Source organism: Ruegeria sp. AD2(2025), from assembly GCF_056542385.1.
This window is the reverse complement of the sequence record NZ_JBQFZS010000005.1, coordinates 25,336-50,324: the sequence shown is the minus strand read 5'-3', so window position 1 is coordinate 50,324 and position 24,989 is coordinate 25,336. Positions and strand designations below refer to the sequence as shown.

Here is a 24,989-nt window from a genome sequence, read left to right as displayed (position 1 = left end):
CTCAGACCGGCATCCGCAGGATTTCCTGATAGGCCTCGACCACCTTGTTGCGCACGATTACGGCGGTTTCGACCGCCAGTTCGGTCTGCGTCAGCGCCTGCACCAGCGCGTGCGGATCGGCCTGCCCCACCATCGACGATTGCGCCACCTGCTCGCTGTGTTTCAGCGTTGCGGCAAAATCCTGAAAGGTTGCCCGCAGCCCCTGCGCCGGTCCGGCATGATCGGGGTCGGCCTGCGTGGCGGGGCGCGCGCCGGCATAGCTCTGCGCCGCGGTCAAAGATCGGATATCCATTCTGGCTGTCCTTTATTTGCGAAGTAAATCCATCAGGCCCGACGACATCTGCCGGGTCTGGTCGAACATCTTGAGGTTGGCTTCGTAACTGCGCTGCGCCTCGCGTGCGTCGGCAATCTCGATCATCAGATCGACATTCAAGCCGTTGTAATGCCCCGTCTCATCCGCCATCGGATGACTGGGGTCATAGACGCGGCTAAGGTCGCGGCGGTCGAGCCTGACCCGGCCCGCCTGCACCGTTTCCGCGCCGCCCTTTTCAACCGTTTCAAACGGCACGGTCTTGCGCCGGTATCCGGGCGTATCTGCGTTCGAGATATTCTCGGACACATGCCGCAGCCGCGCGGCCTGCGCCCGCAAGGCACTGGCCGAGGCCGTCAGGGAATGGGAAAAATCGCTCATGCCATCCCCCCTTAGGCACGGCCCAGAGAGGTGCGCAGGATGCCGATGGACGATTTGTAGATCGCCAGCGCGCGGTCATGCTGGCGCTTTACATCGACAGCTTTCAGCATCTCTTCTTCGATGGAAACGCCGTTGCCGTTCGGGTCACCTGCCGGCGTGGCCTCATACTCGGCCCAGGGCTGCGCGACCGCTACGCCATTCAGATGACCGGCCCGTGTGGCAGTCATCGAGGCGGCGTGCCCGGTGTTTTCAAAAGCTGTCTTGAAGGCCTCGAGGTCGCGGGGCTGGTAGCCCGGCGTGTCCGCGTTGGCCATGTTGCGCGCGATGACGGCCTGCCGTTGCCCGGCATGGGTTGCCATTGCGTACGCTGTCTTAAAGACGTTCAGGTCAGTGAACATCGGGGCTTCTCCCTCGATCAATTTCAATCAAGGCTTAACCCCGATTCCTTTAGAAACCGTTTTCAGAAACTGTTGGAGTTCCCGTTATGTCCGATCTCGACCCGGTGCTTGTGAAATGCGAAATCGACCGACTGACCGCCGTTCGCCATATGGGCCGTGTGGCCAGCGTGGCGCGTGGTGTCATCGAAATCGAGGGGCTGGCCGGACAGGCGCGAATCGGCGATCACCTGACCTTGCGGCGGCGCAGCGGGCCGGATTTGCCGGGCGAGGTGCTGCATGTCGAATCGGGCCTTATCCACATGCTGCCCGGCGCCGCGCCCGATGGGGTCAGCCTGGGCGATCCGGTGGTGCTGGAGCAGACCCCCGCCTTTGCGCCGGGAATGCACTGGCTGGGGCGGGTGGTCGACCCGTTCGGCAGGCCTCTGGACGGCAAGCCGCTGCTGGCAGGCGCGCAGGCGCGCGACATACTGCAAACGCCGCCGCCCGCGGTAGAGCGCAAGCCGCTGGGCGCGCGGATGGAAACCGGGCTTGCGATCCTAAACACCCTGCTACCGATTGTGCAGGGTCAGCGCGTGGGGCTGTTTGCCGGGTCGGGCGTTGGCAAATCCACGCTGCTGGCCACGCTGGCGCGGTCGATGCAGGCCGATGCGGTGGTCGTGGCCCTTGTGGGTGAGCGTGGGCGCGAGGTGAACGAATTCGTCGAAACCGCCTTGGGGGCCGAAGGGATGCGGCGCGCGGTGGTCGTGGCCGCGACCTCGGACCAGTCGGCGCTGGCGCGGCGGCGCTGCGCATGGTCGGCGATGGCGGTGGCCGAGTATCTGCGCGATCAGGGTCTGAACGTCCTGTTTCTGGCCGATTCCGTCACCCGTTTTGCCGAGGCGCATCGTGAGATTGCCGTGGCCATGGGCGAATCGCCCTCGCTGCGAGGGTTTCCGCCGTCGGTTACGCCGCTGATTGCCGCCCTGTGCGAACGCGCTGGCCCCGGCACCGCCGTGCAGGGCAATATCACCGCCGTTTTCAGCGTGCTGGTTGCGGGCTCGGACATGGAGGAGCCCGTGGCAGATATTCTGCGCGGCGTTCTGGACGGGCATATCGTGCTCAGCCGCGAGATTGCGGAACGCGGGCGGTTCCCGGCCATCGACCTCAGCCGCTCGGTCTCGCGCAGCCTGCCGGATGCCGCGTCCGAGGATGAAAACCGCATGATCGCACAGACCCGCAAGCTGGTCGGCAGCTATGAGCAATCCGAGGTTATGATCAAGGCCGGGCTCTATGCCGAAGGGGCCGACCCGCTGCTGGATCAGGCGGTGCGCGTGCACGAGGAACTGGATGACTTTTTTGGCAAGACCGACCCGGACGGGATCGAGAACAGCTTCAACCGCCTGTCTGTGATCCAGCGCCGGGCAAATGCTGGTCTGCCCCGATGATCGCCGCTCGATTTCCCGACAGTTTTAAGTGTTAAGCCCCCTTTAAGACCTGCGCTGCTACGCCTTTGGATGGGTGAGAAAAAGGTGGTGGAGATGGGTGCGCAATCCAATGCGGCGCCAATCATCATCAAGAAGAAGCGTGTGTCGGGGGGCGATGGCCACCATGGCGGCGCGTGGAAAGTCGCGTATGCCGACTTTGTCACGGCCATGATGGCCTTCTTCATGTTGATGTGGCTGCTGAACGCGACGACGGAAAAGCAACGCAAGGGGCTGGCGGATTACTTTTCGCCGACGATCCCCGTCAACCCGGTATCGGGGGGCGGTGACGGGGCCTTTGGCGGCGACAATATGTTCTCGGAAAAGACGCTGGTGATGAACGGCTCGGGCGCGACCCGCCGCAACCCGACCGAGGCCCATCAGGCGCGTGGATCAACCGGTGTCGACGCACGGGGCGGCGACAATGGCACGTCCGAGGATTTCTCATCGCTCGAGGCGCAGCTGCTGGGTCGCACGGGCGAGAGCATTGTCTCGGACAAGATGCTCGAGCACATCGTCACCCGCGTCACCGATGAAGGGCTCGTGGTCGAGCTGTTCGATACCGAAGATCAGGCGTTGTTCGAATCGGGCACGGGCACTCCGACGCAGATGATGCGGGCGCTGGCGCTGCTGGTGGCGCGGTCCTCTGATCTGGTGACGAATGCGATTGCGGTGAACGGGCATGTCCGGTCATCCCCGGTGGTACTGGCGAAAAACCCGGTCTGGGACCTATCCACCTCGCGGGCGCAGGTGGCGCGTCAACTGCTGCAGGGCAAGGGCGTAGAGGCTGCCCGGATGGACCGCGTGACGGGCCATGCCGACCGGGAACTGGCCACCGCGAACCCGATGGCGGTGCGCAACAATCGCATCGAAATCGTATTCCTGCGCAATCCGTAACTGCAAAATGATAGACGGCATTTTAGCTGTTAGCGCGCTGTTAAGGGGCGGCGCGTTAGCTGTTGCATCAACGACTGACGCAACAGAAGGGCGCGCTGATGACCATTTCCTCTTCGCTGAATGCCGGTGTGGCGGCGCTGAAGGCCAACGCCAACAGGCTGGCGACGATTTCCGACAACATCGCCAACTCGTCGACCTTTGGCTACAAGCGGGTTGAGACCGATTTTCATTCGATGGTCACGTCCGGCCAGGGCGGAAGCTATTCGGCAGGCGGTGTTCGAACGACCAGTCAGCGCCTGATCGACCAGCGCGGATCGCTGGTGACAACTAACAACTCAACCGATCTGGCCGTACGCGGGCGCGGGATGCTGCCGGTGCGGCCCAGTTCGCAGATCGCTGCCGGCTCGAATGAGATGTTGCTGACCACCACCGGCTCGTTCCGCACCAATGAGGAAGGGTATCTGGTCACGCAATCCGGCCTCGTGCTGCTGGGCTGGCGCGCAGCGGCCGATGGTTCGATCCCCAGCGTCCCGCGCGACACGCCTGCAGCGCTTGAACCTGTTCAATTAAGCGTCAATCAACTGTCAGGCGCGCCAACCACGCAGATGAACTTGCGCATGAACCTGCCCGCAACCGCGACGGATGCGGGCGCGCCGGGCGATACACAGCCCTTGTCGGTCGAATATTTCGACAATCTAGGCAAATCCGAGAGCGTCGATATCGAACTGGTTCCCACCGTCCCGGCAACCGGGTCCAGCAATGAATGGACCTTGCGGCTGCGCGATTCCGCCTCGGGCGGGGCGGTGGTCGGGGAATATACCCTGACCTTCACCGACAGCCGCACGGCCGGGGGCACGCTGGCCAGCGTCGCCGCCGTGTCTGGCGGAGCTTACGACCCGACGACCGGCAGCTTCATCGTCAACGTCGCCGGGGGGCCGATGGAGATTAATATCGGCCAGATCGGCGATTCGGACGGGATCACGCAACTCTCGGACACGTTCGCGCCGGTTTCGATCACCCGCGACGGCTCGGCCGTGGGCACGATGACCAGCGTCGAAGTTGACGAGAACGGCTATGTCTATGCGTTCTATGACACCGGCGTCAGCCGCCGCATGTTCCAGATCCCGCTGGCCGATGTGCCCAACCCCAACGGTTTGACGGCGCTGGACAGCCAGACTTACGCGCCTTCTCGCGACAGTGGCACGTTTTTTCTGTGGAATGCAGGCGAGGGGCCGACCGGCGACCTGGTGTCCTTCGCGCGCGAGGAATCGACCACTGATGTGGCGACCGAGCTGACCTCGATGATCCAGACGCAGCGCGCCTATTCGTCAAGCGCCAAGGTCATTCAGACCGTGGACGAGATGCTGCAGGAAACCACCAATATCAAACGCTGATCCGGGGTTTGACCGGCGGAAAGGAACTGTCCGATGAATATGTCGACGGCTTTGAACAACGCGCTCAGCGGGCTGAACGCCGCCAGTCGCGGGGCTGCGGTCGTGTCCGGCAACATCGCAAATGCGCTGACGCCGGGCTATGCCCGCCGGTCACTTGAACTGGCGACCAGCCCAGTCTCGGGCAATGGTGTGCGGGTCGTCGGGATCACCCGGCACCAGGATCCGGTGCTGGCCGCCAACCTGCGCGCCACCACCTCTGATCTCGCGGCGACCAGCGCGGTTGCCCAATTTCACGCAACGTTCGAAAGCCTTGTGGGCACCGCGGACGATGCTGCCTCGCTGTCTGCGCGGCTGGCAAAATTCGAAAGCCGCCTGATCACCGCCGCCAGCCTGCCCGAATCCGCCGAGCGTCTGGATCAGGTCGCCCGCACCGGGCGTGATCTGGCCGTGGCCATGAATGCGGCGTCCGAGGGGGTACGGCAAACCCGCTCGGCCGCGGACCGCACAATCGGCAAGCAGGTCACCGCGCTGAACACCGCGCTGCAGGATATCGAGGCGCTGAACGCCCGCATCCCCACCATCCGGAACTCGGGCGGCGACATCGGTGCGCTGCTGGACCAGAGGCAGGTGTTGATCGATCAGGTCAATGAACTGGTGCCCGTCAACGTGATTGCCCGGGACAACGATCAGGTGTCGCTCTACGCTGATGGGGGTCTGATCCTGCTGGAAGGCACCGCGGTCGAGTTCAGCTTTGCCACCACGGGCGAGACCATGCCGCACATGACCGTGGGCAACGGGCTGCTCTCGGGGCTTGAGGTCAACGGCAACCCGGTTCGCATCAGCGGCGATTATGCCCAAATCCGCGGCGGCGCATTGATGGCGCAGTTCGAAATCCGCGATGATCTGGCGGTCGAGGCTCAGGCCGATCTGGACGCGGTCGCCCGCGACCTGATCGAACGGTTCGAAACAGCCGGTCTGGACCCGACCGTCACCGCAACCGATCCGGGCCTGTTCACCGATGACGGCAACCGCTTCGATCCGGCGATGCAGGTTGGGCTGGCCTCGCGGATCAACCTGAACGCGGCGGTTGACCCCGATGCGGGGGGCGCCAGTTGGAAACTGCGCGCCGGTCTGGGCGCGGCGCTGCCGCGCAACCCGGGCGACGCCAATCAGTTGCAGGCGTTCAGCGCTATTCTGGCCGACGCCCGTCCGATCACCGGCGCAGGTTTCGGCGCCGGCAACATGCGCGCCCCAGAGATCACTGAGGCGCTGTTGTCCAAGGCGGGCACCGACGCTCATGCTTCAGACACCCGCAAGACCTTCGCCGCCAATGCGCAGCTTGAGATGCAGAAGATCGTGGCCGAGCAGGGTGTCGACAGCGATGTGGAACTGCAACGCATGATGCAGATCGAGCAGGCCTATGCCGCGAATGCCCGGATCGTGGCGGTGGTTGATGAACTGATGGACACATTGCTGAGGCTCTAGTCATGACACTGAATTCAATTGGCGATCTGGCCCGCGGGCTGACCCTGCGCGCCCGCAGCACCCAGATCAAAACCCAGATCGAAACGCTGTCTTATGAGATGTCGACCGGCAAGGTGCAGGATGTCTCGGCCCGGCTGGGCGGAGACTATTCGCACCTGCTGGATCTGGACCGTCGTCTGGAACGGCTGGACGCCTTTGGTGTCGCTACTGCCGAAGCGCGCCTGTTCACCGACACCATGCAACTGAGCATGACGACCTTCAGCGGCTCGGTCAGCGAACTGTCGGCGGCGCTGCTATCCTTTGGCACCTCAAATCAGGCGGTGACGCATGAACAGGCCTCGGTGCAGGCCCGGAATGAGTTGGACACGATGGTCTCGGCACTCAACACCCGGACCGGCGGGCGCAGCTTGTATTCGGGCACAGCGACGGATGTTTCGCCCCTGCCCTCGGCCGAGGCGCTGCTGAGCGCGCTGCAAGCCGAATTGACCGGGCTGGTCACAGCCACCGATATCCGGCAGGTCGCTGAGGACTGGTTCAATGATCCCACCGGATTTGATGCGGTGATGTATCAGGGCTCGGCCACGCCGCTGTCGCCGATGCAAATCTCGGAAAATGAACGGATATCGCTGCCGATCACCGCAACTGATCCGGCCTTCAAGGCCGCGTTGCGCGATGTTGCGGTGGCAGCACTGGTATCCGACACCGCGCTTGGGCTGCCGCAGGATCAGCGCACGGCGTTATTCAAGGATCTTGGCGTCGATCTGGCAAATGCCAAGGACGAAACCGTCAAGCTGCGCGCGCAGGTGGGTGCAGCCGAGGCCCGCGTCGAACAGGCCGCGACGCGCAATGCGGCGGCGCAAACCAGCGCCGAACACGCGCGCAATGCGCTGATCGCCGCTGACCCGTATGAAACCGCAGCCCAGTTGCAGACCGTGCAATTTCAACTGGAAAGCCTCTATTCCGTGACCGTCCGCAACGCCAACCTGTCCCTGGTGAATTTCCTGAGATGAAAATTCTTGCCCTCCTGCTGATACTGCTGCCAAGCCTCGCCACCGCCGGGGCGATCCGGCTGAAAGATCTGGTCGATTTCGACGGCGTGCGCGGCAATGACCTTGTTGGGTACGGGCTTGTGGTCGGGCTGAACGGCACCGGCGACGGGTTGCGCAACTCTCCGTTCACCGAAGAGATCATGTCGAATATCCTCGAACGTCTGGGCGTCAACGTGACCGGAGAGGATTTTCGCCCCAAGAACGTGGCCGCCGTGCTGGTAACGGCCAGCCTACCGCCCTTTGCTCGCGTTGGCGGCCAGATCGACGTCACCGTGTCAGCCATTGGCGATTCCAAAAGCCTGTTGGGCGGCACCCTGATCATGACACCGCTGAACGCCGCAGACGGCCAGATTTACGCGGTGGCGCAGGGCACCGTTCTGGCCGGAGGCGCAGTCGCCGAGGGCGAAGCCGCGTCTGTCGTGCGCGGCGTTCCGACCTCGGGCGTCATCCCCTCGGGTGCGCGGGTCGAGCGCGAGATCGACTTTGATCTCGCCAGCCTGACGCAACTGCGGCTGGCCCTGCGCGAACCCGATTTCACCACAGCCGGCCGGATTGAGGCGGCGATCAACACCGAATTCAACCGCGCCGTTGCGATCATGCGCGATTCCGGCACAGTTGAGTTGAACATTGCCGCAACGCAGGCGGTATCGACAGCCCATGCTCTTGGTCGGATCGAAAACATCCTGGTCGAGCCTGAAACCCGAGCGCGAGTCGTGGTTGATCAACGCTCCGGCACCATCGTCATGGGGCAGGATGTCCGGATTTCGCGCGTGGCGGTATCTCAGGGCAATCTGACCCTGACGGTCGAGGAGGCCCCAATCGCAGTTCAGCCCAACCCCTTTGCACGTGGCGAAACAGTTGTGGTGCCGCGCACCATCGCGGGCATCGAGGAAGAAGAAGGTACAGGTCTGGCCGAAATCCCCGAGGCAACCACCTTGTCCGAGGTGGTCGCTGGGCTGAACGCGCTTGGGGTGTCTCCGCGGGACATGATCGACATTCTCAAGACGATCAAAGCCGCCGGGGCCCTGCACGCGGAATTCATCGTCAGATGATGCCGGGCATGTGGCGCGTTATTTGGCCTTCCAACTGTCCAGCCAGCGGCGGGCCTTGCTGCCGCGCTCTTGAATCGCGTCGCCCGCGGCATAGAGGCCATCCTCGACATTTTCGATCATCGGGTCGATGCGGCGCTTCCGGAATCTGCGCCACCGCACCCAAAGCGCCCAGACGATTGCAAAGAAGACAGTCAGGAAAATGATGTTGAACCACGGGATGATCCGAACGTCCGGGCTATCGACCGGACGCACCGACACGACGTTGGGGAAAATCGACATCAGTTGATTGCGCCAGCCATAGTGGCGCAATACGACCCATTGCGGGTTATCCGCAGTCGAGACCAGATTGGTCAGTTCTGCCTGCAGGTTCGAACTGTCGAGCTTGAAATAGGGCGGCCAGCCCCAACCGGTATCCTCGTTGCGATAGACGCGCGGTTTGCCGTTGGGCCGGAAGGTTTCCACGAAACGGACATCACGGTTCACGGTTTGCGCGGTTTCCTGGCCGGTATCCTGTTGCGCCCAGAAAATCGAGTTCTCACCGAAATCGACCCGCCGCACCTCGGTTTTGACGATCCGCACCACGTCCTGCTGTGGCAGGGTATATTCCAGCACCGAGGCGACAAGCCCCCAAAACACTATGATAAACGCCCATTTGACATAGACCATCTGTCCGGCCCTCACATGAAATTGGTAATATAGATCAGCAGGGCAATCGCCCCAAGCGGTACGACATAAACACCCAACAACAGCTTTCGGCGGAAAGAGCTGTCGTATTTCTTCAACCCGCGCGCGACGAATGCATCGCGGTCACCGGTCAGCCCCTTCGCCTCCCAATGAGCGATCAGCTTGCGCCGCCGCATTAGGCGGGAATAGATCGACAGGCCGATATAGATCACGGTCAGAACGATCAGCAGCGGGATCAGAAATCGAATAGCGACGATCATTCAATGCCTCCCAACGGCGCCCCAGGGACCGACGCGGGCGATCAGGTCATCGCTGGCACGGTCATCGCCGCTCATATCCGGCTCGTGTCCGAACAGTGCGGCGCGAGCCCCTGATTTGTCCACCTGATATTCCCGCGCGAGGAAGTCAGCAACATAGGCTTTCTTGGCCTCGGGCCAGGTTGCGTAGGTGCTGTAGAACAGCTCTTTGTGGCAGATGAACATCTGCCGCGGGTCCAGCGGGGCCAGTTCCGCCAGCAGCATGTTCACCAGATCACGGTTCGGCGTATTCGCCGCGCGCAAGGTGTAGAAATAAGCCGGATGGTCCGAAGTGATGCGCGGCCAGGGCCCTCCGTCCGTTGCCCAGCGCAACAGTTGCGCCAGCCCGTGATACGCTTGCGGCAGCCGGTCCGCATGGGCGCGGGCCAGCCTTCGCATGTCGCTGCGGTCCAGCCCGGTCAGATCGACATCCGCATCTGCCGCGGCCGCGATTGTCAGGAAATCCATCTTTTGCTGCAGGATCGCGGCGGAATCGACGCCGCGCGCCTCGATGATCGTTTCCACCAGCCCGTTCAACCCAAGGAATTTGGCGATCTGATTGCGCTGCGACAGGTCAAAGACGTATTTGACCGGCGCGTCACCCGGCTTTTCACCCATGCAAATTACCGCCGGATGATCCAGATCCGGAAACAGATAGAGCCCGCCGAAATGCGCCGTCCAGAAATTGCGCTGCTCGAATGCGGTGTGACGCAGGCGGACGGGGTTGCGGGTGACGTCGCCGGTATCCTTCGCGGTTTCGATCATCTTTGCGATCAGCACATCGTCGAACCAGGCGTCTTCTTCTGTCTTGAACCGCTCGACCATGCCCGCCAGTTGTTCAGCCTTGCGCAGGGTGCCGCCTGCGGTGTCCGCCTCGATCTCGATCTTGCGCAGGTTCAGCAAGTCGCCCGGCGTGGTGAGTTTGAAGACCGAGTTCACCAGCTCTCCAGCCACCGCATCCGTGGCGGTCAGGGCAAACAGCTGCGCCTCGTTCATTTCGATGAATTCGCGCAGGATATCGCGCGAGGTCGAGAATTTGACGTTCAGCAAAGGCGCTCGTTTCTGCTCGGTCGTCAGCAGGATGAACTGCCGGTTGACCCCGTTGGGGTTGAGGTAGAGCTCGTCCTCCAGCTCAATTCCCACCTCTGGCGAATAGCCCGAGATATCGACATGGAAATCCGTTAGCGCCGTGGTCTTTCCGGCCAGATGCTGCAGCGCGCGGTTGTACCGCTCGACCAAGGCCGGGCTGGAGATGTGGACGAGGTTGCCAAACATCAGGCCTTTTTCGATGAGGCGGATCATTGTGACCACCGATACGTGACTTGAATGTCGATTCCTTTGATCAAACCTACCCAATAGGGCGCAGACAGGATGATGCCTCCAAACCAAATCACTGAGGGTTCCAGTCTTTCACCCAACTCCCAGAAATCAAAAATTAAAATACCAGATGCAACTATCAAAAAGAAATACACCGAAACCGCCACACCCAGACTGGCCGACGACCAAGAAAAGAACCGCAGCCACATGAATCCACCTAGAGGAACAGGCAAGCTGCGCCTGATCACCCAAAGCACAAATTTGGCCCCTATAAAGGCAAAAAGCGCACACGCTACCAGGTAGACAAAATCTAACACTTAGGCATTCCCTCTGACTGGTTTGTGTTGCACGCCATTCAGCTAACTCCCGTATTGCTACGGCCAACAACCACCGTCGCCAAAACCAACAACGGCAACGCAAATGCGCGCGCGGTAATCTGCAGGTTGAACCCAATGTAGGACACCACGCTGCCTTCAAACAGGATCAGCGACTCTTCCCATGTCGTGCCCTCGAACCCGCTGCCGGCGTTCACGCCAAACTGAGTTAGGAACAGCATCGCCACGGCGCCCAGAAATCCGATCACACCCCAACGCAGAGGCAGGATCAGGCCCAATACAAGCGCAAAACCCGAAATCGCGTAGACGAGCATTATCCCTTGCCCTCCAGATACCGCCGCTTGGCCTCTTCCATCCGACCCATCTCACGCACGGCGTTCTCGATGGCAACCTCATCGCTCTTGTCGGCATAGCGGAATTCGCTGTCGGCGTAGCGGTTGATCTCCTGCATCACCATCTCAACCGTGATCGGCTGGCGCAGGTCCTCGATCATGGCTTTCTTGGTGTCATAGTCGCGGAACAGGAACAGGTCGGGGTTCTCCATCCACTCATCAGGCAGTTCGAAATCCATCGCGCGGACCTTGACCGCGTCGGTGATGTTCTTGATCGCGCGGCCAGTAAACCGCTCATCCGCCTGTTGGATCGCCTTGAGGTAGGTGCCCAGCTTGGCAATCGTGTCCATCTGGCCGATCTGAGCCGAAACCCGGTCATAGACCTGCAACAAGGCGTCCTCATGCGGGCGGGAATGGCTTTCGAAACTGGCGGCGACGGCCTTTTTGATCTCCTGCGCGGCATAGGCATCGTGTTCGCCCAGCGGGATGTCGTGGTTGCGGCCCATCAGCAGGTGCAGGATGTCGATGTAATCCTCTCGCGTTTGTGGCCCGTCCACCAGAAACCGCGCGCCCGCCCTCTGGCGCAGGGCGTCGTCCACGTTCTCGGGGTAGTTCGAGAACATGCCAAAGGTGCAGTTGCCGCGCACGACGGTGTTGGCACCCGCAAAGCTCTCCATCAGCACGGCGGTGATTTCCAACTGCCCGGCTGACGATTGCCGGTCGCCGCGTTTGCCCGCCAATTGGTCGATATCGTCGATGGTGCCAAAGCCAATAACCGAGGGGTCGATGATCGTGTTGATAAACGCCTTGGCGTTCTGGCCGGATTTGCCCTGATAGCTGTCGATATTGTCGGTGCTCAGGTTCTGATAGCGGAACGGGTAGCCCGCGTTCTGGCAATAATCGTTGATCAGCCCGGCCATCATCTGGATCAGAGTGGTCTTGCCGGTGCCCGGCTTGCCATCGCCCATGAAGGTAAAGATGAACCCGCCGAGTTCCGCAAAGGGGTTCAAGCGGCGGTCGAAGTCATAGGCCATCAGCATTTTGGCCAGTTTCATCGCCTGATACTTGGCGATATGGTTACCCACCACCTCGTTCGGTTTCTTGAACGTCATGGTGAGTTTGGTGGATTTTGCCTTCGAGGCCGCCTCAAACCCCCGGATTGTCAGGTCGTCAGCCTCGATATGCCAGGCCGCGTTTTGGAACGGGGCCAAATGGCCAGCCGATTGCGCGCGCAGGGCGACCTTGTCCATCAACTGCTCGGCATAGGCACTGGTCGCCGCGATCAGGTGGGCATCGTCGGGGGCATGTTTCGCCAGCACCTGATCCAGCTCCCACAAGGTGCCGTGCAGGGCAAGCTGGCCATTGTCCGTCAACACCTCTTCGATCTCACCCAGATCAACCGTGGTTTCGCCCAGATGAGACGACATCAGATAAGCCAGCGCATTGCCCAGCACATGAGATGTGATCAAAGCCTCAGCCGTCAGCAATTCCGAAAACTCGGTCTTGCGCGCAACCGGCAAATCCCCCGCCAGATTGGCCCGCTTCAAATCGGCCAACGGAGTCTGCTCCGCATATGCTTCGGCAACGGCGAGAGCGATGGCAATCGCGCGCCGAATGGCCTGCTGCGCCGTGGCCTGAGGGGGCGAGACCAGCGTATCACCATCATCCGACGCTTCGATCCGCTCGACCAGATGCACCCCATCCGCCCGCGCGGTGCGGCGTGTCACCAAACCGGGCGTGGTGGACCGAAACCGCCGCCCCGTCGACACGCCCGAGGACCGCTCGACCGCCACATCAACCGGTTTCGCAATGCGCGGCGCGTGTTCGAACCCGTTCAACAAGGCCGTCGCTGCCGGGTAATGCTTACGAATGTCGTCTTCGCGCAATTCCATCTGATCTGACGTTAAACTCATCTGCTCAACTCTGCTTCTTCTCGTTCAAAATACGGTCGCCGTAGGCGAGAATCTCAGTATCGCAACACTTGCCCTGACTTGCTGACCACGAACTTGCGGACATCAGCAAAGCCCGGTGGATTCCGTTCGGCCAGTACCTGAAACGGACGCTGTGGCAGGATGATCGAGCGCTGGGTGCGCGTGGCCCCAGTTTCAGCCCCCTGCCCGCCAAACGGATCCAATGCAAAAACCTCTCGATCGACTGTCCCGAACCAGCCGGATCGCTCCTGAATCACCTCCTCGCTTTCCAGCTCTTCGGTGGTCCAGGCCAAGGCCCAATCCTGACCTTGCGGCGCCTGTGCGTCCTCCAGCACCTGCCTCAGAGGGCCGGATTGCTCGGTATAGGCCGAGGAATACATCGGCCCCACGTGGATGCGACGCAGATGTTTGGGGTGCAGGTCGTCGAAATCCTGATCGAAGCCCTTCGCAATCGTCACCAGTTTCAACCCACCCAAGGATTGCGCCATCAGGTGGGCCTGCACTTCGGGCCAGCGGCGTTGGTCCTTGGGCAGGGCCGTTTTGCCGCTATCCTCCAACTGCATAAGGTAGATGACCGGCAGGTTGATCTGGCTGTCATAAACCGCCCAGTGGATCATGAACTTGCGCCGGTCGCCCTCATTCCCGATCCAGTGGCACTCGGGATCATTGCGGGCCCAGAACAGCTGACCTTTCAGCAATTCCTCGTAATAGAGCCTCTGCGACAGCGCGAATTGCAGCTTGGTGGGGATTTCCTGATCGCCAATGATCGTCCGCACCATGTCGGTTTTTAAGTCATCTTCCGAGGGCATATTCGCCAGATGCACCTGCGCCTGCTGCGCGTCGTTGGCCATGGTCAACAACTCGGCCGCCACCGGAAACCCGCTGTCGCGCTTGTCCATGGCAAGGCTACCGAAGAAGCGCCCCGTATCGCGCCCGACCAGCAGGTATTTCATGCTCAGCGCGCGGAAGGTGTAGAGCAACCCCGAGAGGTAGCGCGACACGATCCGCACCTCTTGCTTGCTGATCGCGCCCTCGGCCTCCATCGTCGCGGCCACGCGCAGGAGGTGGACAGTGATCACCTCGAATTTGCGGAAATAGCGGCGCGAGGCGAAGGTGTCGGTCAGGCCGACATGGTCGTGGGTGGGGTTAGTCATTGGCAGATTTATTACACCCGTTTGTGCGGCATTGATGAAGCCGCCAAGGCAAAAGAAGAACTTCCGAGATCAGGTACAATGCGAAGATGATAAGCCCGAAGATTACACTACCCGGCCCGACATATAGAGTGAGGAAGCCGAGCAGCTTATAAGCTCCGCCATCGACACCGATTTCATGCAGAAGGGCCGTTAGGCCATAGACAGGGAACGGCCAAACCACGAGAAAGAGGCCAATTCTGAGCAGCCTAAAGTCTTTTTGGCTAAACCACTTCATCCGCCATACAAATTCTTATCATGCTTCTCGACAATCGAGGCAAACCGGCGGGCAAAGCGTTCGTCCGCCTTGGCCTTTTTCTCCAGCACATCGCGGGCAAAGACCATGTGGTCCTCATGCGCCTCAAGCATGTCGGCCATTTTCTGGTTGGTCGCAGTGCCAATGGCGGCCATGGCGGTTTGCGCCTCTTGGTCGGTCTGCACGCCGATCTCGTTGATGCGGTGGGCAACGTCCTGCTGCTGCGCGGTTTTCAGCGATTTGGTCAGGGCGTCATACAGCACCACGCGCTGTTGCGTGTCTGTCTGCAGCTTGTTGATCAGCACCATCTGCGTCGCCGCCTGGTTCTGTAGGGAATCGACCCAGGTTTTGCCCTTTTCGATATAGCGCTCCAGCGTCTGAGACTTGGCCAGCTTGACCTGTTCTTCCTGAACCTTGGCGTTGTATTGCTTGTTCAGCTCGGCCAATTCAGTCTCTAACTGGGTGCGCGCGGCGGCATCCTGTTCGACGCTGATCTTGTTTTCCAGTGTTATGATCGCCGGGTCCATGCCTTGTATCTCGGCGCGCAACGCTTCCAGTTCAGCTACGGTAGCCTCGCGGTCGTCCAGCGTGACGGTCAGGTTGTCTTCGACCTTCACACGCTGTTCTTCCAGTACCGACAATTGCCCTTCCAGCAGCTTTACGATCACATCGGATTTGGCGATCAGGTCCTGCAGCTTGTCATCGATATTGGCGGTGCGCATCCGCTCTTGCCGCATCGACTCGGATTTGGCCTTGGCGAAGATGCCGACAAACGACTCCCAGCCGGTTTTCGAACGCATCTCATCGAAATCCTTGGAAAAGGCGTTGGTGACGTCGTCCAGCCCCATGATCAGCTCGGCAATATTGGCGTTCATCACCTCGGTATGGGCGTGGACGTCCTCCAAAGTGGCGTTCTCGATGTCGATATCAGCCTCGGCTGTCCCGATCTTGGCCCGCGCCGCTTCGATGCGAGAGGTCAGCCCCTCGATCTGCGACTGACTTTCGCGCACCTTGGTCTGCGTTTCCTGAATCAAGGCTTCAAACTGCTGGTTCGACATCTGCTATCCCTTTTTTGTGTTATCTACCCAATATATAGGTAATGTTATGCCTATTTACATCCCTTTGGATGCCAAATTCCCGCAAAGACTGGCAAATTACGCAGCGAAAGAAAAGACGGGGACAACCGGCGCGGACACGCGCATTCGGGGCCGCGACCTGAATGCAACGGCCCGCCGTTTTCCGCGCCGGATCGGGTCAGTAGTTCGAGTACCGGAAGTTCACCACCTGATCGTTCTGGATCGCACAATGCGCCTTGATATAGCTGCGCGCATCCGTGCTGTCGCTGGACCGGGCGACCTCCAGATCGATCAGGTCAATGCCATCGGCATTGGTCGTGTAGGACAGCGTCCGCTCGAAATCGACGGCATAATATCCCTGATTGGACATGGCCGTGTGGGTCCGGTGCATACACAGACCGATGGCGTTCTCTTCGGGCGAGACATGAGGGTGCTTCTGATAGTGCGATCCATGTTTGTGATGGTGCTTGGCAATCGACGCCCCCAACACACCCAGCGCAACCCCGGCGATCAGCGCACCGGTGTCGTCTGCCTTGGCGGGGGCCGCAGCCACCGAGGTCAGAGCAAATACAGTGCAGCAGAGGCCGGCAGAGACAATTTTCGGGAACATCGGTCACGTTTTCCTTTTTGGCAGATCGATAAAGGGGTCTTGCCAAAAAGACTAACGTGACGGTCGGGCCTATTGCCAGATTTTTGTGCCTCGTCGCCCATCAATGGCCCGCGCGGGCCAAAAACACTTCGCCCCGCGTCTGGAGGAACGCGGGGCGTGGGCTGCGATAATCCCAGAGAGGCCGGATTATCGCCGCGTGATCAATAGCCTCAGTTCACGGCCTTGGCGTCGACCACATCCTTTTCGATGGCTTTGCCGGACGAAATCTCGATCCGGCGCGGTTTCAGCGCCTCGGGCACTTCGCGCTTGAGGTCGATGTTCAGCATTCCGTTCTCGTGGCTCGCGCCAATGACGCGGACATGGTCGGCCAGCGCAAAGCGGCGTTCGAACGCGCGGGTGGCGATGCCGCGATGCAAATAGCTGCGGTCCTTGTCCTCGGCGGCTTTCTTGCCCGAGACGACCAGCGAATTCTCTTTCACCTCGACCGACAGGTCATGTTCGGCAAAACCGGCAACGGCCACCGAGATGCGATAAGTATCGGCTTCGGTCTTTTCGATGTTGTACGGCGGATAGCTGGGCTGGGCCACGTCGTTGGTCAGAACACGATCCATCATGTCGGCGACGCGATCAAAACCGATGGTGGCGCGGTGCAGCGGAGCAAAGTCAAAAGTACGCATGTCTATATCCTCATCCTTGAGCGATTTGCGATTGGGTGCCCTCCGAATGGACGGGCGATGATGTGACGGACCCCTGTGCAGGCGATCCGATACATCTCAGATGGGAAGCGGATTGGCGTGGTTCAAGACCCACCGGAACTGATGAATTTCGCACCCGACGTGGATTTGCCGGACCCCGGCTGCAACCGGCGGATCGTGGCCGTGGGCCGGGGCGCATCGCGGCGCATGATGGCCTTGAGCTCGGCCAGAACGGCGGGCAGTTCCATCCCGTATCCGACCTTCTGCCGACCATCCGTTCCAACCGCCGAGACGACCGACAGAATCTGCCAGCGCGGCCCGTTTTTCGCTAGAATGGCCGACCCGGAGGACCCGAAGGTCACGTCGCAGTCAAAGCTGATCAGCCCCTGCCCGCGCTGCAGGATACGGCAGGACCGCTGGCGCGTGATAGCCTCGGCCCGCCCGCGACCATACGAGGCCACGCTGATTTCGTTGCCGCTGACCCGCCCGCTGTGCAGCGCAAAGGGGTTGGCAATGGCGTAGGGGATCGGCTCGTCCAGCCGCATCAGGGCCACATCGACCCGGACACGCGGGGCGGACACCGGCCGATTGACCACGAAATCAGGGTGTGCCGCGATCTGGATCACCTTGCGTTCGGCCAGCGCTTCACCATCGCTCAGACCCGCGCGAAAGGTGACCTCGCCGGGCGCGTAGGGCTTGCCGGTGGCCTTGTCCAACGCACAATGGGCTGCTGTCAGAACCATATCGCGGGCAATCAGCGTCCCGGTGCAGAACCCCTGATCACCGAAATCCAGCCGCCCGATCGCCTCCCATCCATACAGGTCGTCACGGTCGGTCAGGCGACGCTTTCCGGCGTTCTGGGCCAAAGCGGCGGTTGCAGAAACTGAGATGAGCAGGACAAAGCCCAGAAACAGACGGATCATGGTTTGATAAACTTCGCTCCGGGATTTGTGCGGCTGCCCGTCGTTGACGCGCTGACACCACGCCCTTCCGACAGCTCGGCCTGCAAAAGTTCCAAAGAATGTTCCAGCGCCGTGCCCAGCGACACGCTGCGGCCGTGCATCTCGGCCTTGGCCGCAACGACCGAGACGATGCGGGGGCGACCGCCCTCAAAGGAAAAGATCGGAGCCCCGGATGCGCCGAAATCAACGTCACAGGACATCACCAGAATACCCGCCTGCCGGGCCATGACCGAGCAGACTTCTTGCAGCGAAGGTGCTTCGGCGCGGTCATGGGCGTATGAGACGACGCCCACATCCTCGCCCCGCGTCGGGCGGCGGCCTGTCTCAAACGGAATGACCGAGGTGTTGCGGATCGGCCGCCACAGCTCGATCAGCGCGATATCGTGCCGAACCCGTGTGGGCGAGGCATTGTTGTCATATTCATAATCCGGATGAACCACCGTCCGCCGCGCGGTGCGATAGGCCGAGGCATGACCCAGACGCCAGCCCGCCAGAAACTCGATCCGCGACGGGTCGACCCGCTGACCGGTGGTTTTGTCGAAAAGACAATGCGCGGCGGTCAGAACCAGGCTCGGCGCGATCAATGCCCCGGTGCAAAACCCGGACTCACCGATATCCAACCGCCCGACCGCCATCCATTCGCGCCCGGAATCCGTCGTCTCGAGGCGTTTCAGCCCTGTGTCCTGCGCCTGCGCCGTCAGGGGCAGCAGGCCAAAAACAATCGCCGTGATCCAGTTGCGCACGCGGGTCTCCGGTCATGTGGTCCGGCGACAACCTTAATGCGCTGGGTGGGGCAAAATTAGGGCAAACCGGGCACTGCAGCATTTTGCACAGGTCTGATGGCGCGGGGGCGCGGCCCGCCAGTCGCCCAATCCAGCAGCTCGACCGTGTGAACAACCGGAACCTGCGTGCCCGACCCGATCTGCATCATACAGCCGATATTGCCCGCCGCGATCACATCGGGCCCCCTTGCCTCAAGCGAGCGGACCTTGCGTTGTTTCAGCTGGGCCGAAATCTCGGGTTGCAGCAGGTTGTAAGTGCCCGCGCTGCCGCAGCACATATGGCTGTCAGCAGGCTCTAATACTGCGAAACCAGCGGTTTTTAGCAAGTCCTTAGGATGCGAGGTGATCTTCTGCCCGTGCTGCAACGAACAGGCGGCGTGATAGGCAACGACCATATCCTTCGGCGCGGCTTCAGGCATGTCCAGCCGGGCCAGCACCTCGGTCACATCGGCGGCCAGCGCCGCCACCCGCGCGGCGTCTTCGGCCAGCGGATCGTTGCGGAACATATGGCCATAGTCCTTGATCGTCGTACCGCAGCCCGAGGTGTTGACGACAATCGCATCCAACCCCCCGCCATCGATCTCGCGCGCCCAGGCCCGGATATTCGCGGCCGCGGCTGCGTGGCTGTCGCTTGTCCGGCCCATATGATGGGTCAGCGCCCCGCAACACCCCGCGCCATCGGCCACCACCACCTCGCACCCCAGCCGGGTCAGCAGCCGGATCGTGGCGTCGTTGATATCGGTGTTCAACGCCTTCTGGGCACAGCCCGTCATCAGCGCCACGCGCATCTTGCGCGCGCCCGACGGCAAGAACCGCTGCGGATCGTCATTGCGGCTGACCGGAGGGATATGTTTCGGCGCCATATCCAGCATCGCCCGCAGCCGCGCATCCGGCATCAGAAATCGGAACGGTCGCCCCAACCGCGCGCCGATCAACGCCCAACGAAAGCGCATCGGATAGGGCAGGATCCGTGCCAGCAGCCAACGCAACAACCGGTCGGTCAGCGGGCGTTTATACGTCGCCTCGATGTATTCGCGCGCATGATCAACCAGATGCATATAATGCACACCTGACGGACAGGTGGTCATACATGCGAGACAGGACAGGCAGCGATCGATATGCCGGACCGTCTTTTCATCCGGCACCCGGTTGTTTTCCAGCATATCCTTGATCAGGTAAATCCGCCCCCGCGGGCTGTCCAGTTCGTCCCCCAAGACCTGATAGGTCGGGCAGGTCGCCGTACAGAACCCACAATGCACGCAACTGCGCAAGATCTCGTTCGAGCGCTGGATCGCCGGGTCCCGCAACTGTGCTTCGGTAAATGTCGTCTGCATCGCCTACCCCATCAAACCCGGATTGAACACGCCGCGCGGATCGAATTTCTGCCGAATACCTTGTGTCAGAGCCTGAATTTCGGCGCTTTGCGGCTGAAATCGGCCCAGAGTCTCGAACGTCTCGCGATCTGCCCGCACCAGGGACGCATGACCCGAAAACGCGCCAAGCCGTCCCCGAAGATCAGTGCCCGCAGGCATCCGCAGCCACACGAGCCCGCCGCCCCAGTCGAACAGCACCTGATCGGCCCCGGCCCGCGCGGCGATCTCGGGCGCATCCCCCGGCTTGACGGACAGACGCCAGATATCGCCGCCTTTGCCCTGAAAGGCGTGAACATCACGGACGGACCGCCAGACCGCTTCCGCATCGGCCTCTTCCGACACCGTGCCGAAACCACCCAGCGCGGCCACAAGCCTGTCCAATCGATAGGTCACCGAATCCGCAAAGCCTTCGACCCTAATCAAGGCCTTTTCCACAGCCGGATCATACGCCGCCCCGGTGACCTCAAAGGCCGAGGTCAATGCCGCCGACAGCACCCGTACGGCCACCTCGGCATCCGGCACCGCAATCGCCAGCGTGCCCACCCGCTCGGGCCTCGGCAACACCTTCAGCGACACTTCAGTCAACACCCCCAACGTGCCCCAGGACCCGGCCATCAGCTTGACCAGATCATAGCCGGTGACGTTTTTCATCACCCGCCCGCCATTCTTGACGATCTGCCCCTGCCCGTCGACGAACCGCACACCCAACAGGAAATCCCGGCAGGCTCCGGCCTGAATCCGCCGCGGCCCCGAGATATTCGCCGCCACCACACCCCCGATGGTCGGTTCCCCGCCAGTGCCCAGCACGCCGCGGTGATCCATCGGCTCAAAGGCCAGCTGCTGCCCCTCCGCCTCCAGCGCCGCCTCGACCTCGGCCACCGGTGTTCCCGCCCGCACCACCAGCGTCAGGGCCCCCGGCTCATAAAGCGTGATGCCGCGCAACCCCGCCACAGACAACACAGGCTCGGCCCCGGCCACCCCACGCGTCCCGCCACCTACAGTCCGGACCGGGCCATCCAACCCCGCTACCCGTTCAGCCAGTTCCGTTTCCGTTTGCGGTTCCATAACACTTCTTCTGTTCAAAAATACTTCGGGGGAGTCGCGCGCCCTGCGCCACGGGGGCAGAGCCCCCTACTCCGCAGCCACCCGCCGCCCCTCGGACACATCCAAAGGGAACACCTTCGCCGGATTCAACAACCAGGCCGGATCGAACACATCCTTAACCGCCATCTGTGCCTCAAGGTCCTGTGGCGCATATTGATGGGCCATCAGATCGCGTTTTTCGATGCCCACCCCATGCTCTCCGGTCAGGCATCCCCCGGCATCGACGCAGAGTTTCAGTATCTCGGCCCCGAACGCCTCGCATTTCTCCAGATCGCCGGGCTTATTGGCATCAAACAGGATCAACGGATGCATATTGCCATCGCCCGCGTGAAACACATTGCCCACCGGCAGACCATAGGCGTCGCTCAGTTCCCCGATCCGCTTCAGGACCTCGGGCAGCGACGAGACCGGGATCGTCCCATCCAGGCACATATAGTCGTTCATCTGTCCCATCGCGCCGAAGGCCGATTTCCGACCCAGCCAGATGCGCGCGCTTTCTTCGGCGGACCGGCTTTCTCGCAATTCCACCGGATTGTGGCGGCGGGCAATCTCGAGGATTCGGGTCAGCTGATCGTCGATCTCGGCCTCTGATCCCTCGACCTCGACGATCAGCAACGCTTCGCAATCGGGATACCCGGCATGGGCGAAATTCTCACACGCCTGAATGCACAGCCGGTCCATGAACTCGATCGCCACCGGCAAAATCCCCGATTTGATGATGTCCGAGACGCATTGCCCTGCCACCTCATTGTCGTCAAACCCCATCAAAACCGGCCGCGCGCCCTCGGGCTTGCGCAAAATGCGCAAAGTCGCCTCGGTCACCACGCCCAGCTGACCCTCGGATCCGCAGATCACGCCCAGCAGATCCAGCCCACCCGCATCCAGATGCGCGCCGCCGATCTCGATCACGCGGCCATCCATCAGCACCATGGTCACGCCCAGCAGGTTGTTGGTCGTCACCCCGTATTTCAGACAATGCGCCCCGCCCGAGTTCATTGCGATGTTGCCCGCAATCGCACAAGCAAGCTGGGACGAGGGGTCGGGAGCGTAAAAGAAATCGTCCTGTTCTACCGCGCCGGTGACGCTCAGATTGGTGCGACCGGTCTGCACCCGGATAAATCGGTTGCCGTAATCGACCTCCAGCACGTCGTTCATCCGCGCCACGCCCAGGATCACGCAATCGGCAGTCGGCAGCGCCCCCCCCGCCAGCGAGGTGCCCGACCCGCGCGGCACCACCGGCACGCCTTCGGCGTGGCAGATGCGCAGGATATCGGAAACCTCCTGCGTACTGGATGGCAGCACCGCCAGCATGGGCGGGCACCGATATGCGGTCAGCGCGTCGCATTCATATGCGCGGGTCTCATGCGGGTCGTGGATGATGGCATCCTCGGGCAGCACCTGCCGCAGACGCGCGACGATGGCGTTCTTGCGCGCAAGTACCTTGGGGTTTGGTTGCGGCATCTCCATGACGGACCCTCCATTTGGTAAAAAGATATTACCAATTTTCCCATCTGGCAAGTTTGCGCTGCCCCGCCTACTGTCGCGCGCATGACCTGGATTGATCGTGCCCTTCTGTTTTCCCCGCTCGACTATGCGGCCATTGCGCTGCTTGTGGGGGCCTGGCAATGGATCGGCTGGCGGATCGAGAATGCGCCCGCAGGCAAGCCGTCGGTCTCGATGATGATGGACGATTTCCGCCGCAACTGGATGCGCGAGATGGTGACCCGGCAGCCGCGCATGTTCGACGCTCATGTGATTGGCAACATGCGGCAGGGCAGCACGTTTTTTGCCTCGACCACGATGATCGGCATCGGCGGCGCGCTGGCGCTGCTGGGCAATACCGAGCGTCTGGCCGGGGTTGCCAAGGACCTTGCCATCGGTAGCGCGCCGGCGCTGGTGTGGGAAATCAAGATCCTGATCACGCTGCTGTTTCTGTCTAACGCCTTTCTGAAATATGTCTGGGCCCACCGCCTGTTCGGCTATTGCGCGGTGCTGATGGCGGCGGTGCCGAACGATGACACCGACCCGCACGCCTATCCCCGCGCCGCGCAGGCCGCCGAGATCTGCGTTACCGCCTCACGCAGTTTCAACCGCGCCTTGCGGGCCACCTATTTCGCGCTGGCCTCGGTGGCGTGGATTCTGGGCCCGGTGGCTCTGATGATCGGGTCGGTCCTGACGCTGGGTGTGCTCTATCGGCGCGAGTTCGCCTCGCATTCGCTGGGTGTATTGATGACCCTGCCGCCAAACACAAAGACGTGATCGGATCGCCCCGCGACCCTGCGTATATTCACGCCATGCGATATGTGATTCTTGCCGCCCTTCTGGCCAGCCCCGCCCTTGCCGACGATCCCGTGATCGAAAATGTCACCGCCCGGCAGAGCGGCGATACCTGGCGATTCGACGTGACCGTCTCGCATCCGGAAACCGGTTGGGACGACTATGCCGACGGTTGGCGCGTGCTGGATATGGAGGGAGCAGAGCTGGGGATGCGCGTGCTGCATCACCCGCATGAGAACGAACAGCCCTTTACCCGGTCACTCAGCGGTGTCGCGATCCCGGCGGGCACGTCTCAGGTACAGGTTCAGGCCCGCACCAATGTGGATGGCTGGGCGAAAGAGACCTTTGTGGTTGATTTGAACTAGAACACACCCAACGTCAGACCCGCGCCCAGCGCCGCGCCGATCTCTCGGCATTGGTCCAGCTGATCCTGTTGAATGGTTTTTTCGGCCAGAATAGCCTCGGGCGTTTGCGCGTGGGTGCAGAGGATTAGCGGCGGCTGCACCTCTTTCAGCCGCCAGCCAGTTGCGATGCGGGCGATCTGACGGGCCGCGTTCTGCCCGTCGGACCCGGCGCAGATCATCTGGGCATAGGGGCGACCTTCGATCCGGCCCAGAACTGGATAATAGGTGCGGTCGAAAAACTCCTTCATCAGACCCGAAATTGCCGCCAGATTCTCGGGGGCGCAGAAGATATAGCCGTCGGCGGCCAGCAGATCCTCCGGCCCCGCTTGATCGGCGGTTTTCAGGATCGTATCCGCCTCGGAATTTGCTGCCTCGGCAGCCGCTTCCGCCATCTGCCGGGCACCGCCGGTGCGCGAATGGTAAACGATCAGAAGCTGCGCCATGTTTCAGACCCGGTGATAAGGGCCGCCCGAGAGGATGGTTGCAGCCCGATACAGTTGCTCGGCCAGCATCACACGGACCAGCATATGGGGCCAGACCATCGCACCGAATGAGATCGAAAAATCGGCCTCAGCCCGCAGATTAGGGTCTATTCCATCCGCTCCGCCGATGATCAGCGCCAGATCCTGACGTCCGGCATCGCGCCATCCGCCCAGCTTTTTGGCAAATTCCGGCGAGGACATCACCCGTCCGCGTTCGTCCAAAGTGCAGATCACCGCGCCTTTGGGCAGCGCCTTGCGCAACAACGCGGCCTCGGCCCCCATACCTGCGTTTTTCTTGTCCTCAACCTCGATCACCCGCGCGGGACCAAGGCCCAGGCCACGGCCGGTCCTGTCAAATCGGGTCAGGTAATCGTCAAGCAGGGATTTCTCCGGTCCGGCGCGCAATCGCCCGACCGCAACGATGCTGATACGCATGTCTCTCTCGCCTCCGACCCTT

At 61.6% G+C, this 24,989-nt stretch carries 28 protein-coding genes; 8 read left to right on the top strand and 20 right to left on the bottom strand.

The annotated features are described in order from the left end of the window. Position 1: 1 nt before the first annotated feature. From fliE to ACR1XV_RS12005, 3 genes are read right to left on the bottom strand one after another with little or no spacing between them, the layout of a single operon-like run. Positions 2–292 (bottom strand): flagellar hook-basal body complex protein FliE, encoded by a 291-nt coding sequence (gene fliE, locus ACR1XV_RS12015; protein ID WP_480531582.1) that lies wholly within the window; start codon positions 290–292, stop codon positions 2–4. 12 nt (positions 293–304) lie between these two features. Then, the gene (gene flgC, locus ACR1XV_RS12010; protein WP_480531580.1) at positions 305–691 is read right to left on the bottom strand and encodes a flagellar basal body rod protein FlgC; all 387 of its coding nucleotides are present in this window, start codon (positions 689–691) and stop codon (positions 305–307) included. Positions 692–702: 11 nt separating this feature from the next. Next, complete coding sequence (locus tag ACR1XV_RS12005) at positions 703–1,089, bottom strand: FlgB family protein (protein WP_480531578.1); 387 nt, start codon at positions 1,087–1,089, stop codon at positions 703–705. Between the two features lie 86 nt (positions 1,090–1,175). Here ACR1XV_RS12005 and ACR1XV_RS12000 point away from each other — a divergent pair, with 86 nt between their 5' ends. The 6 genes from ACR1XV_RS12000 (at position 1,176) to ACR1XV_RS11975 (ending at position 8,426) form a co-directional block, all read left to right on the top strand. Next, positions 1,176–2,513 carry a FliI/YscN family ATPase gene (locus ACR1XV_RS12000; protein WP_480531576.1) on the top strand — a complete coding sequence of 446 codons (1,338 nt, stop codon included), beginning with the start codon at positions 1,176–1,178 and terminating at the stop codon, positions 2,511–2,513. Between the two features lie 93 nt (positions 2,514–2,606). Next, the gene (locus ACR1XV_RS11995) at positions 2,607–3,446 is read left to right on the top strand and encodes a flagellar motor protein MotB (protein ID WP_480531574.1); all 840 of its coding nucleotides are present in this window, start codon (positions 2,607–2,609) and stop codon (positions 3,444–3,446) included. Positions 3,447–3,544: 98 nt separating this feature from the next. Beyond that, the gene (locus tag ACR1XV_RS11990; protein ID WP_480531572.1) at positions 3,545–4,840 is read left to right on the top strand and encodes a flagellar hook protein FlgE; all 1,296 of its coding nucleotides are present in this window, start codon (positions 3,545–3,547) and stop codon (positions 4,838–4,840) included. Between the two features lie 33 nt (positions 4,841–4,873). Next, a complete protein-coding gene (gene flgK, locus ACR1XV_RS11985; protein ID WP_480531570.1) occupies positions 4,874–6,325 on the top strand; it encodes a flagellar hook-associated protein FlgK in 1,452 nt (483 codons plus the stop codon). 2 nt (positions 6,326–6,327) lie between these two features. Beyond that, positions 6,328–7,335 (top strand): flagellin, encoded by a 1,008-nt coding sequence (locus ACR1XV_RS11980; RefSeq protein ID WP_480531568.1) that lies wholly within the window; start codon positions 6,328–6,330, stop codon positions 7,333–7,335. Continuing rightward, positions 7,332–8,426: a flagellar basal body P-ring protein FlgI gene (locus tag ACR1XV_RS11975; protein ID WP_480531566.1), complete on the top strand. Its 1,095-nt coding sequence runs from the start codon at positions 7,332–7,334 to the stop codon at positions 8,424–8,426. The genes ACR1XV_RS11980 and ACR1XV_RS11975 overlap by 4 nt, the downstream gene beginning before the upstream one ends. Before the next feature lie 18 nt (positions 8,427–8,444). Here the strand turns inward: ACR1XV_RS11975 and ACR1XV_RS11970 are convergent, their stop codons facing one another. The 15 genes from ACR1XV_RS11970 to ACR1XV_RS11900 all read right to left on the bottom strand — a co-directional run bounded on the left by ACR1XV_RS11970 (position 8,445) and on the right by ACR1XV_RS11900 (position 22,836). After that, positions 8,445–9,092, bottom strand: a complete 648-nt coding sequence (locus tag ACR1XV_RS11970; RefSeq protein ID WP_480531564.1) for a DUF1523 family protein — start codon at positions 9,090–9,092, stop codon at positions 8,445–8,447. 11 nt (positions 9,093–9,103) lie between these two features. Continuing rightward, positions 9,104–9,370 carry a hypothetical protein gene (locus tag ACR1XV_RS11965; RefSeq protein ID WP_480531562.1) on the bottom strand — a complete coding sequence of 89 codons (267 nt, stop codon included), beginning with the start codon at positions 9,368–9,370 and terminating at the stop codon, positions 9,104–9,106. After that, positions 9,371–10,708: a DUF6638 family protein gene (locus ACR1XV_RS11960; RefSeq protein ID WP_480531560.1), complete on the bottom strand. Its 1,338-nt coding sequence runs from the start codon at positions 10,706–10,708 to the stop codon at positions 9,371–9,373. It abuts the gene before it with no gap. Continuing rightward, positions 10,705–11,040 carry a hypothetical protein gene (locus ACR1XV_RS11955; protein WP_480531558.1) on the bottom strand — a complete coding sequence of 112 codons (336 nt, stop codon included), beginning with the start codon at positions 11,038–11,040 and terminating at the stop codon, positions 10,705–10,707. The genes ACR1XV_RS11960 and ACR1XV_RS11955 overlap by 4 nt, the downstream gene beginning before the upstream one ends. Positions 11,041–11,078: 38 nt before the next feature. Further along, positions 11,079–11,372, bottom strand: coding sequence for a hypothetical protein (locus ACR1XV_RS11950; RefSeq protein WP_480531556.1), 294 nt, complete (start codon positions 11,370–11,372; stop codon positions 11,079–11,081). Then, the gene (locus ACR1XV_RS11945) at positions 11,372–13,303 is read right to left on the bottom strand and encodes an AAA family ATPase (RefSeq protein ID WP_480531554.1); all 1,932 of its coding nucleotides are present in this window, start codon (positions 13,301–13,303) and stop codon (positions 11,372–11,374) included. The genes ACR1XV_RS11950 and ACR1XV_RS11945 overlap by 1 nt, the downstream gene beginning before the upstream one ends. Positions 13,304–13,356: 53 nt before the next feature. Continuing rightward, positions 13,357–14,475, bottom strand: coding sequence for a hypothetical protein (locus tag ACR1XV_RS11940; protein ID WP_480531552.1), 1,119 nt, complete (start codon positions 14,473–14,475; stop codon positions 13,357–13,359). A gap of 270 nt (positions 14,476–14,745) precedes the next feature. Continuing rightward, positions 14,746–15,825: a hypothetical protein gene (locus ACR1XV_RS11935; protein WP_480531550.1), complete on the bottom strand. Its 1,080-nt coding sequence runs from the start codon at positions 15,823–15,825 to the stop codon at positions 14,746–14,748. A 196-nt stretch (positions 15,826–16,021) separates the two neighbouring features. After that, positions 16,022–16,453: a hypothetical protein gene (locus ACR1XV_RS11930; RefSeq protein ID WP_480531548.1), complete on the bottom strand. Its 432-nt coding sequence runs from the start codon at positions 16,451–16,453 to the stop codon at positions 16,022–16,024. A gap of 209 nt (positions 16,454–16,662) precedes the next feature. Then, on the bottom strand, positions 16,663–17,130 hold the full coding sequence (locus ACR1XV_RS11925; protein ID WP_480531546.1) for an Hsp20 family protein: 468 nt from the start codon (positions 17,128–17,130) through the stop codon (positions 16,663–16,665). Between the two features lie 122 nt (positions 17,131–17,252). Next, positions 17,253–18,071 (bottom strand): trypsin-like serine peptidase, encoded by an 819-nt coding sequence (locus tag ACR1XV_RS11920; RefSeq protein ID WP_480531544.1) that lies wholly within the window; start codon positions 18,069–18,071, stop codon positions 17,253–17,255. Further along, positions 18,068–18,853 (bottom strand): trypsin-like serine peptidase, encoded by a 786-nt coding sequence (locus tag ACR1XV_RS11915; protein ID WP_480531542.1) that lies wholly within the window; start codon positions 18,851–18,853, stop codon positions 18,068–18,070. Before ACR1XV_RS11915 ends, ACR1XV_RS11920 begins: the two co-directional genes overlap by 4 nt. A 56-nt stretch (positions 18,854–18,909) precedes the next feature. After that, on the bottom strand, positions 18,910–20,226 hold the full coding sequence (gene glcF / locus ACR1XV_RS11910; protein WP_480531540.1) for a glycolate oxidase subunit GlcF: 1,317 nt from the start codon (positions 20,224–20,226) through the stop codon (positions 18,910–18,912). Positions 20,227–20,229: 3 nt separating this feature from the next. Next, positions 20,230–21,330: an FAD-binding protein gene (locus ACR1XV_RS11905; protein WP_480531538.1), complete on the bottom strand. Its 1,101-nt coding sequence runs from the start codon at positions 21,328–21,330 to the stop codon at positions 20,230–20,232. A 66-nt stretch (positions 21,331–21,396) separates the two neighbouring features. Beyond that, positions 21,397–22,836, bottom strand: coding sequence for an FAD-linked oxidase C-terminal domain-containing protein (locus ACR1XV_RS11900; protein ID WP_480531536.1), 1,440 nt, complete (start codon positions 22,834–22,836; stop codon positions 21,397–21,399). A gap of 81 nt (positions 22,837–22,917) precedes the next feature. Here ACR1XV_RS11900 and ACR1XV_RS11895 point away from each other — a divergent pair, with 81 nt between their 5' ends. Beyond that, positions 22,918–23,628 carry a DUF599 domain-containing protein gene (locus ACR1XV_RS11895; RefSeq protein ID WP_480531534.1) on the top strand — a complete coding sequence of 237 codons (711 nt, stop codon included), beginning with the start codon at positions 22,918–22,920 and terminating at the stop codon, positions 23,626–23,628. 35 nt (positions 23,629–23,663) lie between these two features. After that, positions 23,664–24,011: a hypothetical protein gene (locus tag ACR1XV_RS11890; protein ID WP_480531532.1), complete on the top strand. Its 348-nt coding sequence runs from the start codon at positions 23,664–23,666 to the stop codon at positions 24,009–24,011. Here the strand turns inward: ACR1XV_RS11890 and ACR1XV_RS11885 are convergent. Next, the gene (locus ACR1XV_RS11885; RefSeq protein ID WP_480531530.1) at positions 24,008–24,493 is read right to left on the bottom strand and encodes a flavodoxin family protein; all 486 of its coding nucleotides are present in this window, start codon (positions 24,491–24,493) and stop codon (positions 24,008–24,010) included. The two genes, ACR1XV_RS11890 and ACR1XV_RS11885, sit on opposite strands and share 4 nt — an antisense overlap. A gap of 3 nt (positions 24,494–24,496) precedes the next feature. After that, entirely contained in the window at positions 24,497–24,967 is a 471-nt protein-coding gene (gene rlmH / locus ACR1XV_RS11880; RefSeq protein ID WP_480531528.1) for a 23S rRNA (pseudouridine(1915)-N(3))-methyltransferase RlmH, read from the bottom strand. Positions 24,968–24,989: the final 22 nt, after the last annotated feature.

What these genes read in the sequence shown, in the direction of transcription:
- fliE (WP_480531582.1), bottom strand. Translation starts at nt 292, where the DNA reads ATGGATATCCGATCTTTGACCGCGGCGCAGAGCTATGCCGGCGCGCGC.
- flgC (WP_480531580.1), bottom strand. Translation starts at nt 691, where the DNA reads ATGAGCGATTTTTCCCATTCCCTGACGGCCTCGGCCAGTGCCTTGCGG.
- ACR1XV_RS12005 (WP_480531578.1), bottom strand. Translation starts at nt 1,089, where the DNA reads ATGTTCACTGACCTGAACGTCTTTAAGACAGCGTACGCAATGGCAACC.
- ACR1XV_RS12000 (WP_480531576.1), top strand. Translation starts at nt 1,176, where the DNA reads ATGTCCGATCTCGACCCGGTGCTTGTGAAATGCGAAATCGACCGACTG.
- ACR1XV_RS11995 (WP_480531574.1), top strand. Translation starts at nt 2,607, where the DNA reads ATGGGTGCGCAATCCAATGCGGCGCCAATCATCATCAAGAAGAAGCGT.
- ACR1XV_RS11990 (WP_480531572.1), top strand. Translation starts at nt 3,545, where the DNA reads ATGACCATTTCCTCTTCGCTGAATGCCGGTGTGGCGGCGCTGAAGGCC.
- flgK (WP_480531570.1), top strand. Translation starts at nt 4,874, where the DNA reads ATGAATATGTCGACGGCTTTGAACAACGCGCTCAGCGGGCTGAACGCC.
- ACR1XV_RS11980 (WP_480531568.1), top strand. Translation starts at nt 6,328, where the DNA reads ATGACACTGAATTCAATTGGCGATCTGGCCCGCGGGCTGACCCTGCGC.
- ACR1XV_RS11975 (WP_480531566.1), top strand. Translation starts at nt 7,332, where the DNA reads ATGAAAATTCTTGCCCTCCTGCTGATACTGCTGCCAAGCCTCGCCACC.
- ACR1XV_RS11970 (WP_480531564.1), bottom strand. Translation starts at nt 9,092, where the DNA reads ATGGTCTATGTCAAATGGGCGTTTATCATAGTGTTTTGGGGGCTTGTC.
- ACR1XV_RS11965 (WP_480531562.1), bottom strand. Translation starts at nt 9,370, where the DNA reads ATGATCGTCGCTATTCGATTTCTGATCCCGCTGCTGATCGTTCTGACC.
- ACR1XV_RS11960 (WP_480531560.1), bottom strand. Translation starts at nt 10,708, where the DNA reads ATGATCCGCCTCATCGAAAAAGGCCTGATGTTTGGCAACCTCGTCCAC.
- ACR1XV_RS11950 (WP_480531556.1), bottom strand. Translation starts at nt 11,372, where the DNA reads ATGCTCGTCTACGCGATTTCGGGTTTTGCGCTTGTATTGGGCCTGATC.
- ACR1XV_RS11945 (WP_480531554.1), bottom strand. Translation starts at nt 13,303, where the DNA reads ATGAGTTTAACGTCAGATCAGATGGAATTGCGCGAAGACGACATTCGT.
- ACR1XV_RS11940 (WP_480531552.1), bottom strand. Translation starts at nt 14,475, where the DNA reads ATGACTAACCCCACCCACGACCATGTCGGCCTGACCGACACCTTCGCC.
- ACR1XV_RS11935 (WP_480531550.1), bottom strand. Translation starts at nt 15,825, where the DNA reads ATGTCGAACCAGCAGTTTGAAGCCTTGATTCAGGAAACGCAGACCAAG.
- ACR1XV_RS11930 (WP_480531548.1), bottom strand. Translation starts at nt 16,453, where the DNA reads ATGTTCCCGAAAATTGTCTCTGCCGGCCTCTGCTGCACTGTATTTGCT.
- ACR1XV_RS11925 (WP_480531546.1), bottom strand. Translation starts at nt 17,130, where the DNA reads ATGCGTACTTTTGACTTTGCTCCGCTGCACCGCGCCACCATCGGTTTT.
- ACR1XV_RS11920 (WP_480531544.1), bottom strand. Translation starts at nt 18,071, where the DNA reads ATGATCCGTCTGTTTCTGGGCTTTGTCCTGCTCATCTCAGTTTCTGCA.
- glcF (WP_480531540.1), bottom strand. Translation starts at nt 20,226, where the DNA reads ATGCAGACGACATTTACCGAAGCACAGTTGCGGGACCCGGCGATCCAG.
- ACR1XV_RS11905 (WP_480531538.1), bottom strand. Translation starts at nt 21,330, where the DNA reads ATGGAACCGCAAACGGAAACGGAACTGGCTGAACGGGTAGCGGGGTTG.
- ACR1XV_RS11900 (WP_480531536.1), bottom strand. Translation starts at nt 22,836, where the DNA reads ATGGAGATGCCGCAACCAAACCCCAAGGTACTTGCGCGCAAGAACGCC.
- ACR1XV_RS11895 (WP_480531534.1), top strand. Translation starts at nt 22,918, where the DNA reads ATGACCTGGATTGATCGTGCCCTTCTGTTTTCCCCGCTCGACTATGCG.
- ACR1XV_RS11890 (WP_480531532.1), top strand. Translation starts at nt 23,664, where the DNA reads ATGCGATATGTGATTCTTGCCGCCCTTCTGGCCAGCCCCGCCCTTGCC.
- ACR1XV_RS11885 (WP_480531530.1), bottom strand. Translation starts at nt 24,493, where the DNA reads ATGGCGCAGCTTCTGATCGTTTACCATTCGCGCACCGGCGGTGCCCGG.
- rlmH (WP_480531528.1), bottom strand. Translation starts at nt 24,967, where the DNA reads ATGCGTATCAGCATCGTTGCGGTCGGGCGATTGCGCGCCGGACCGGAG.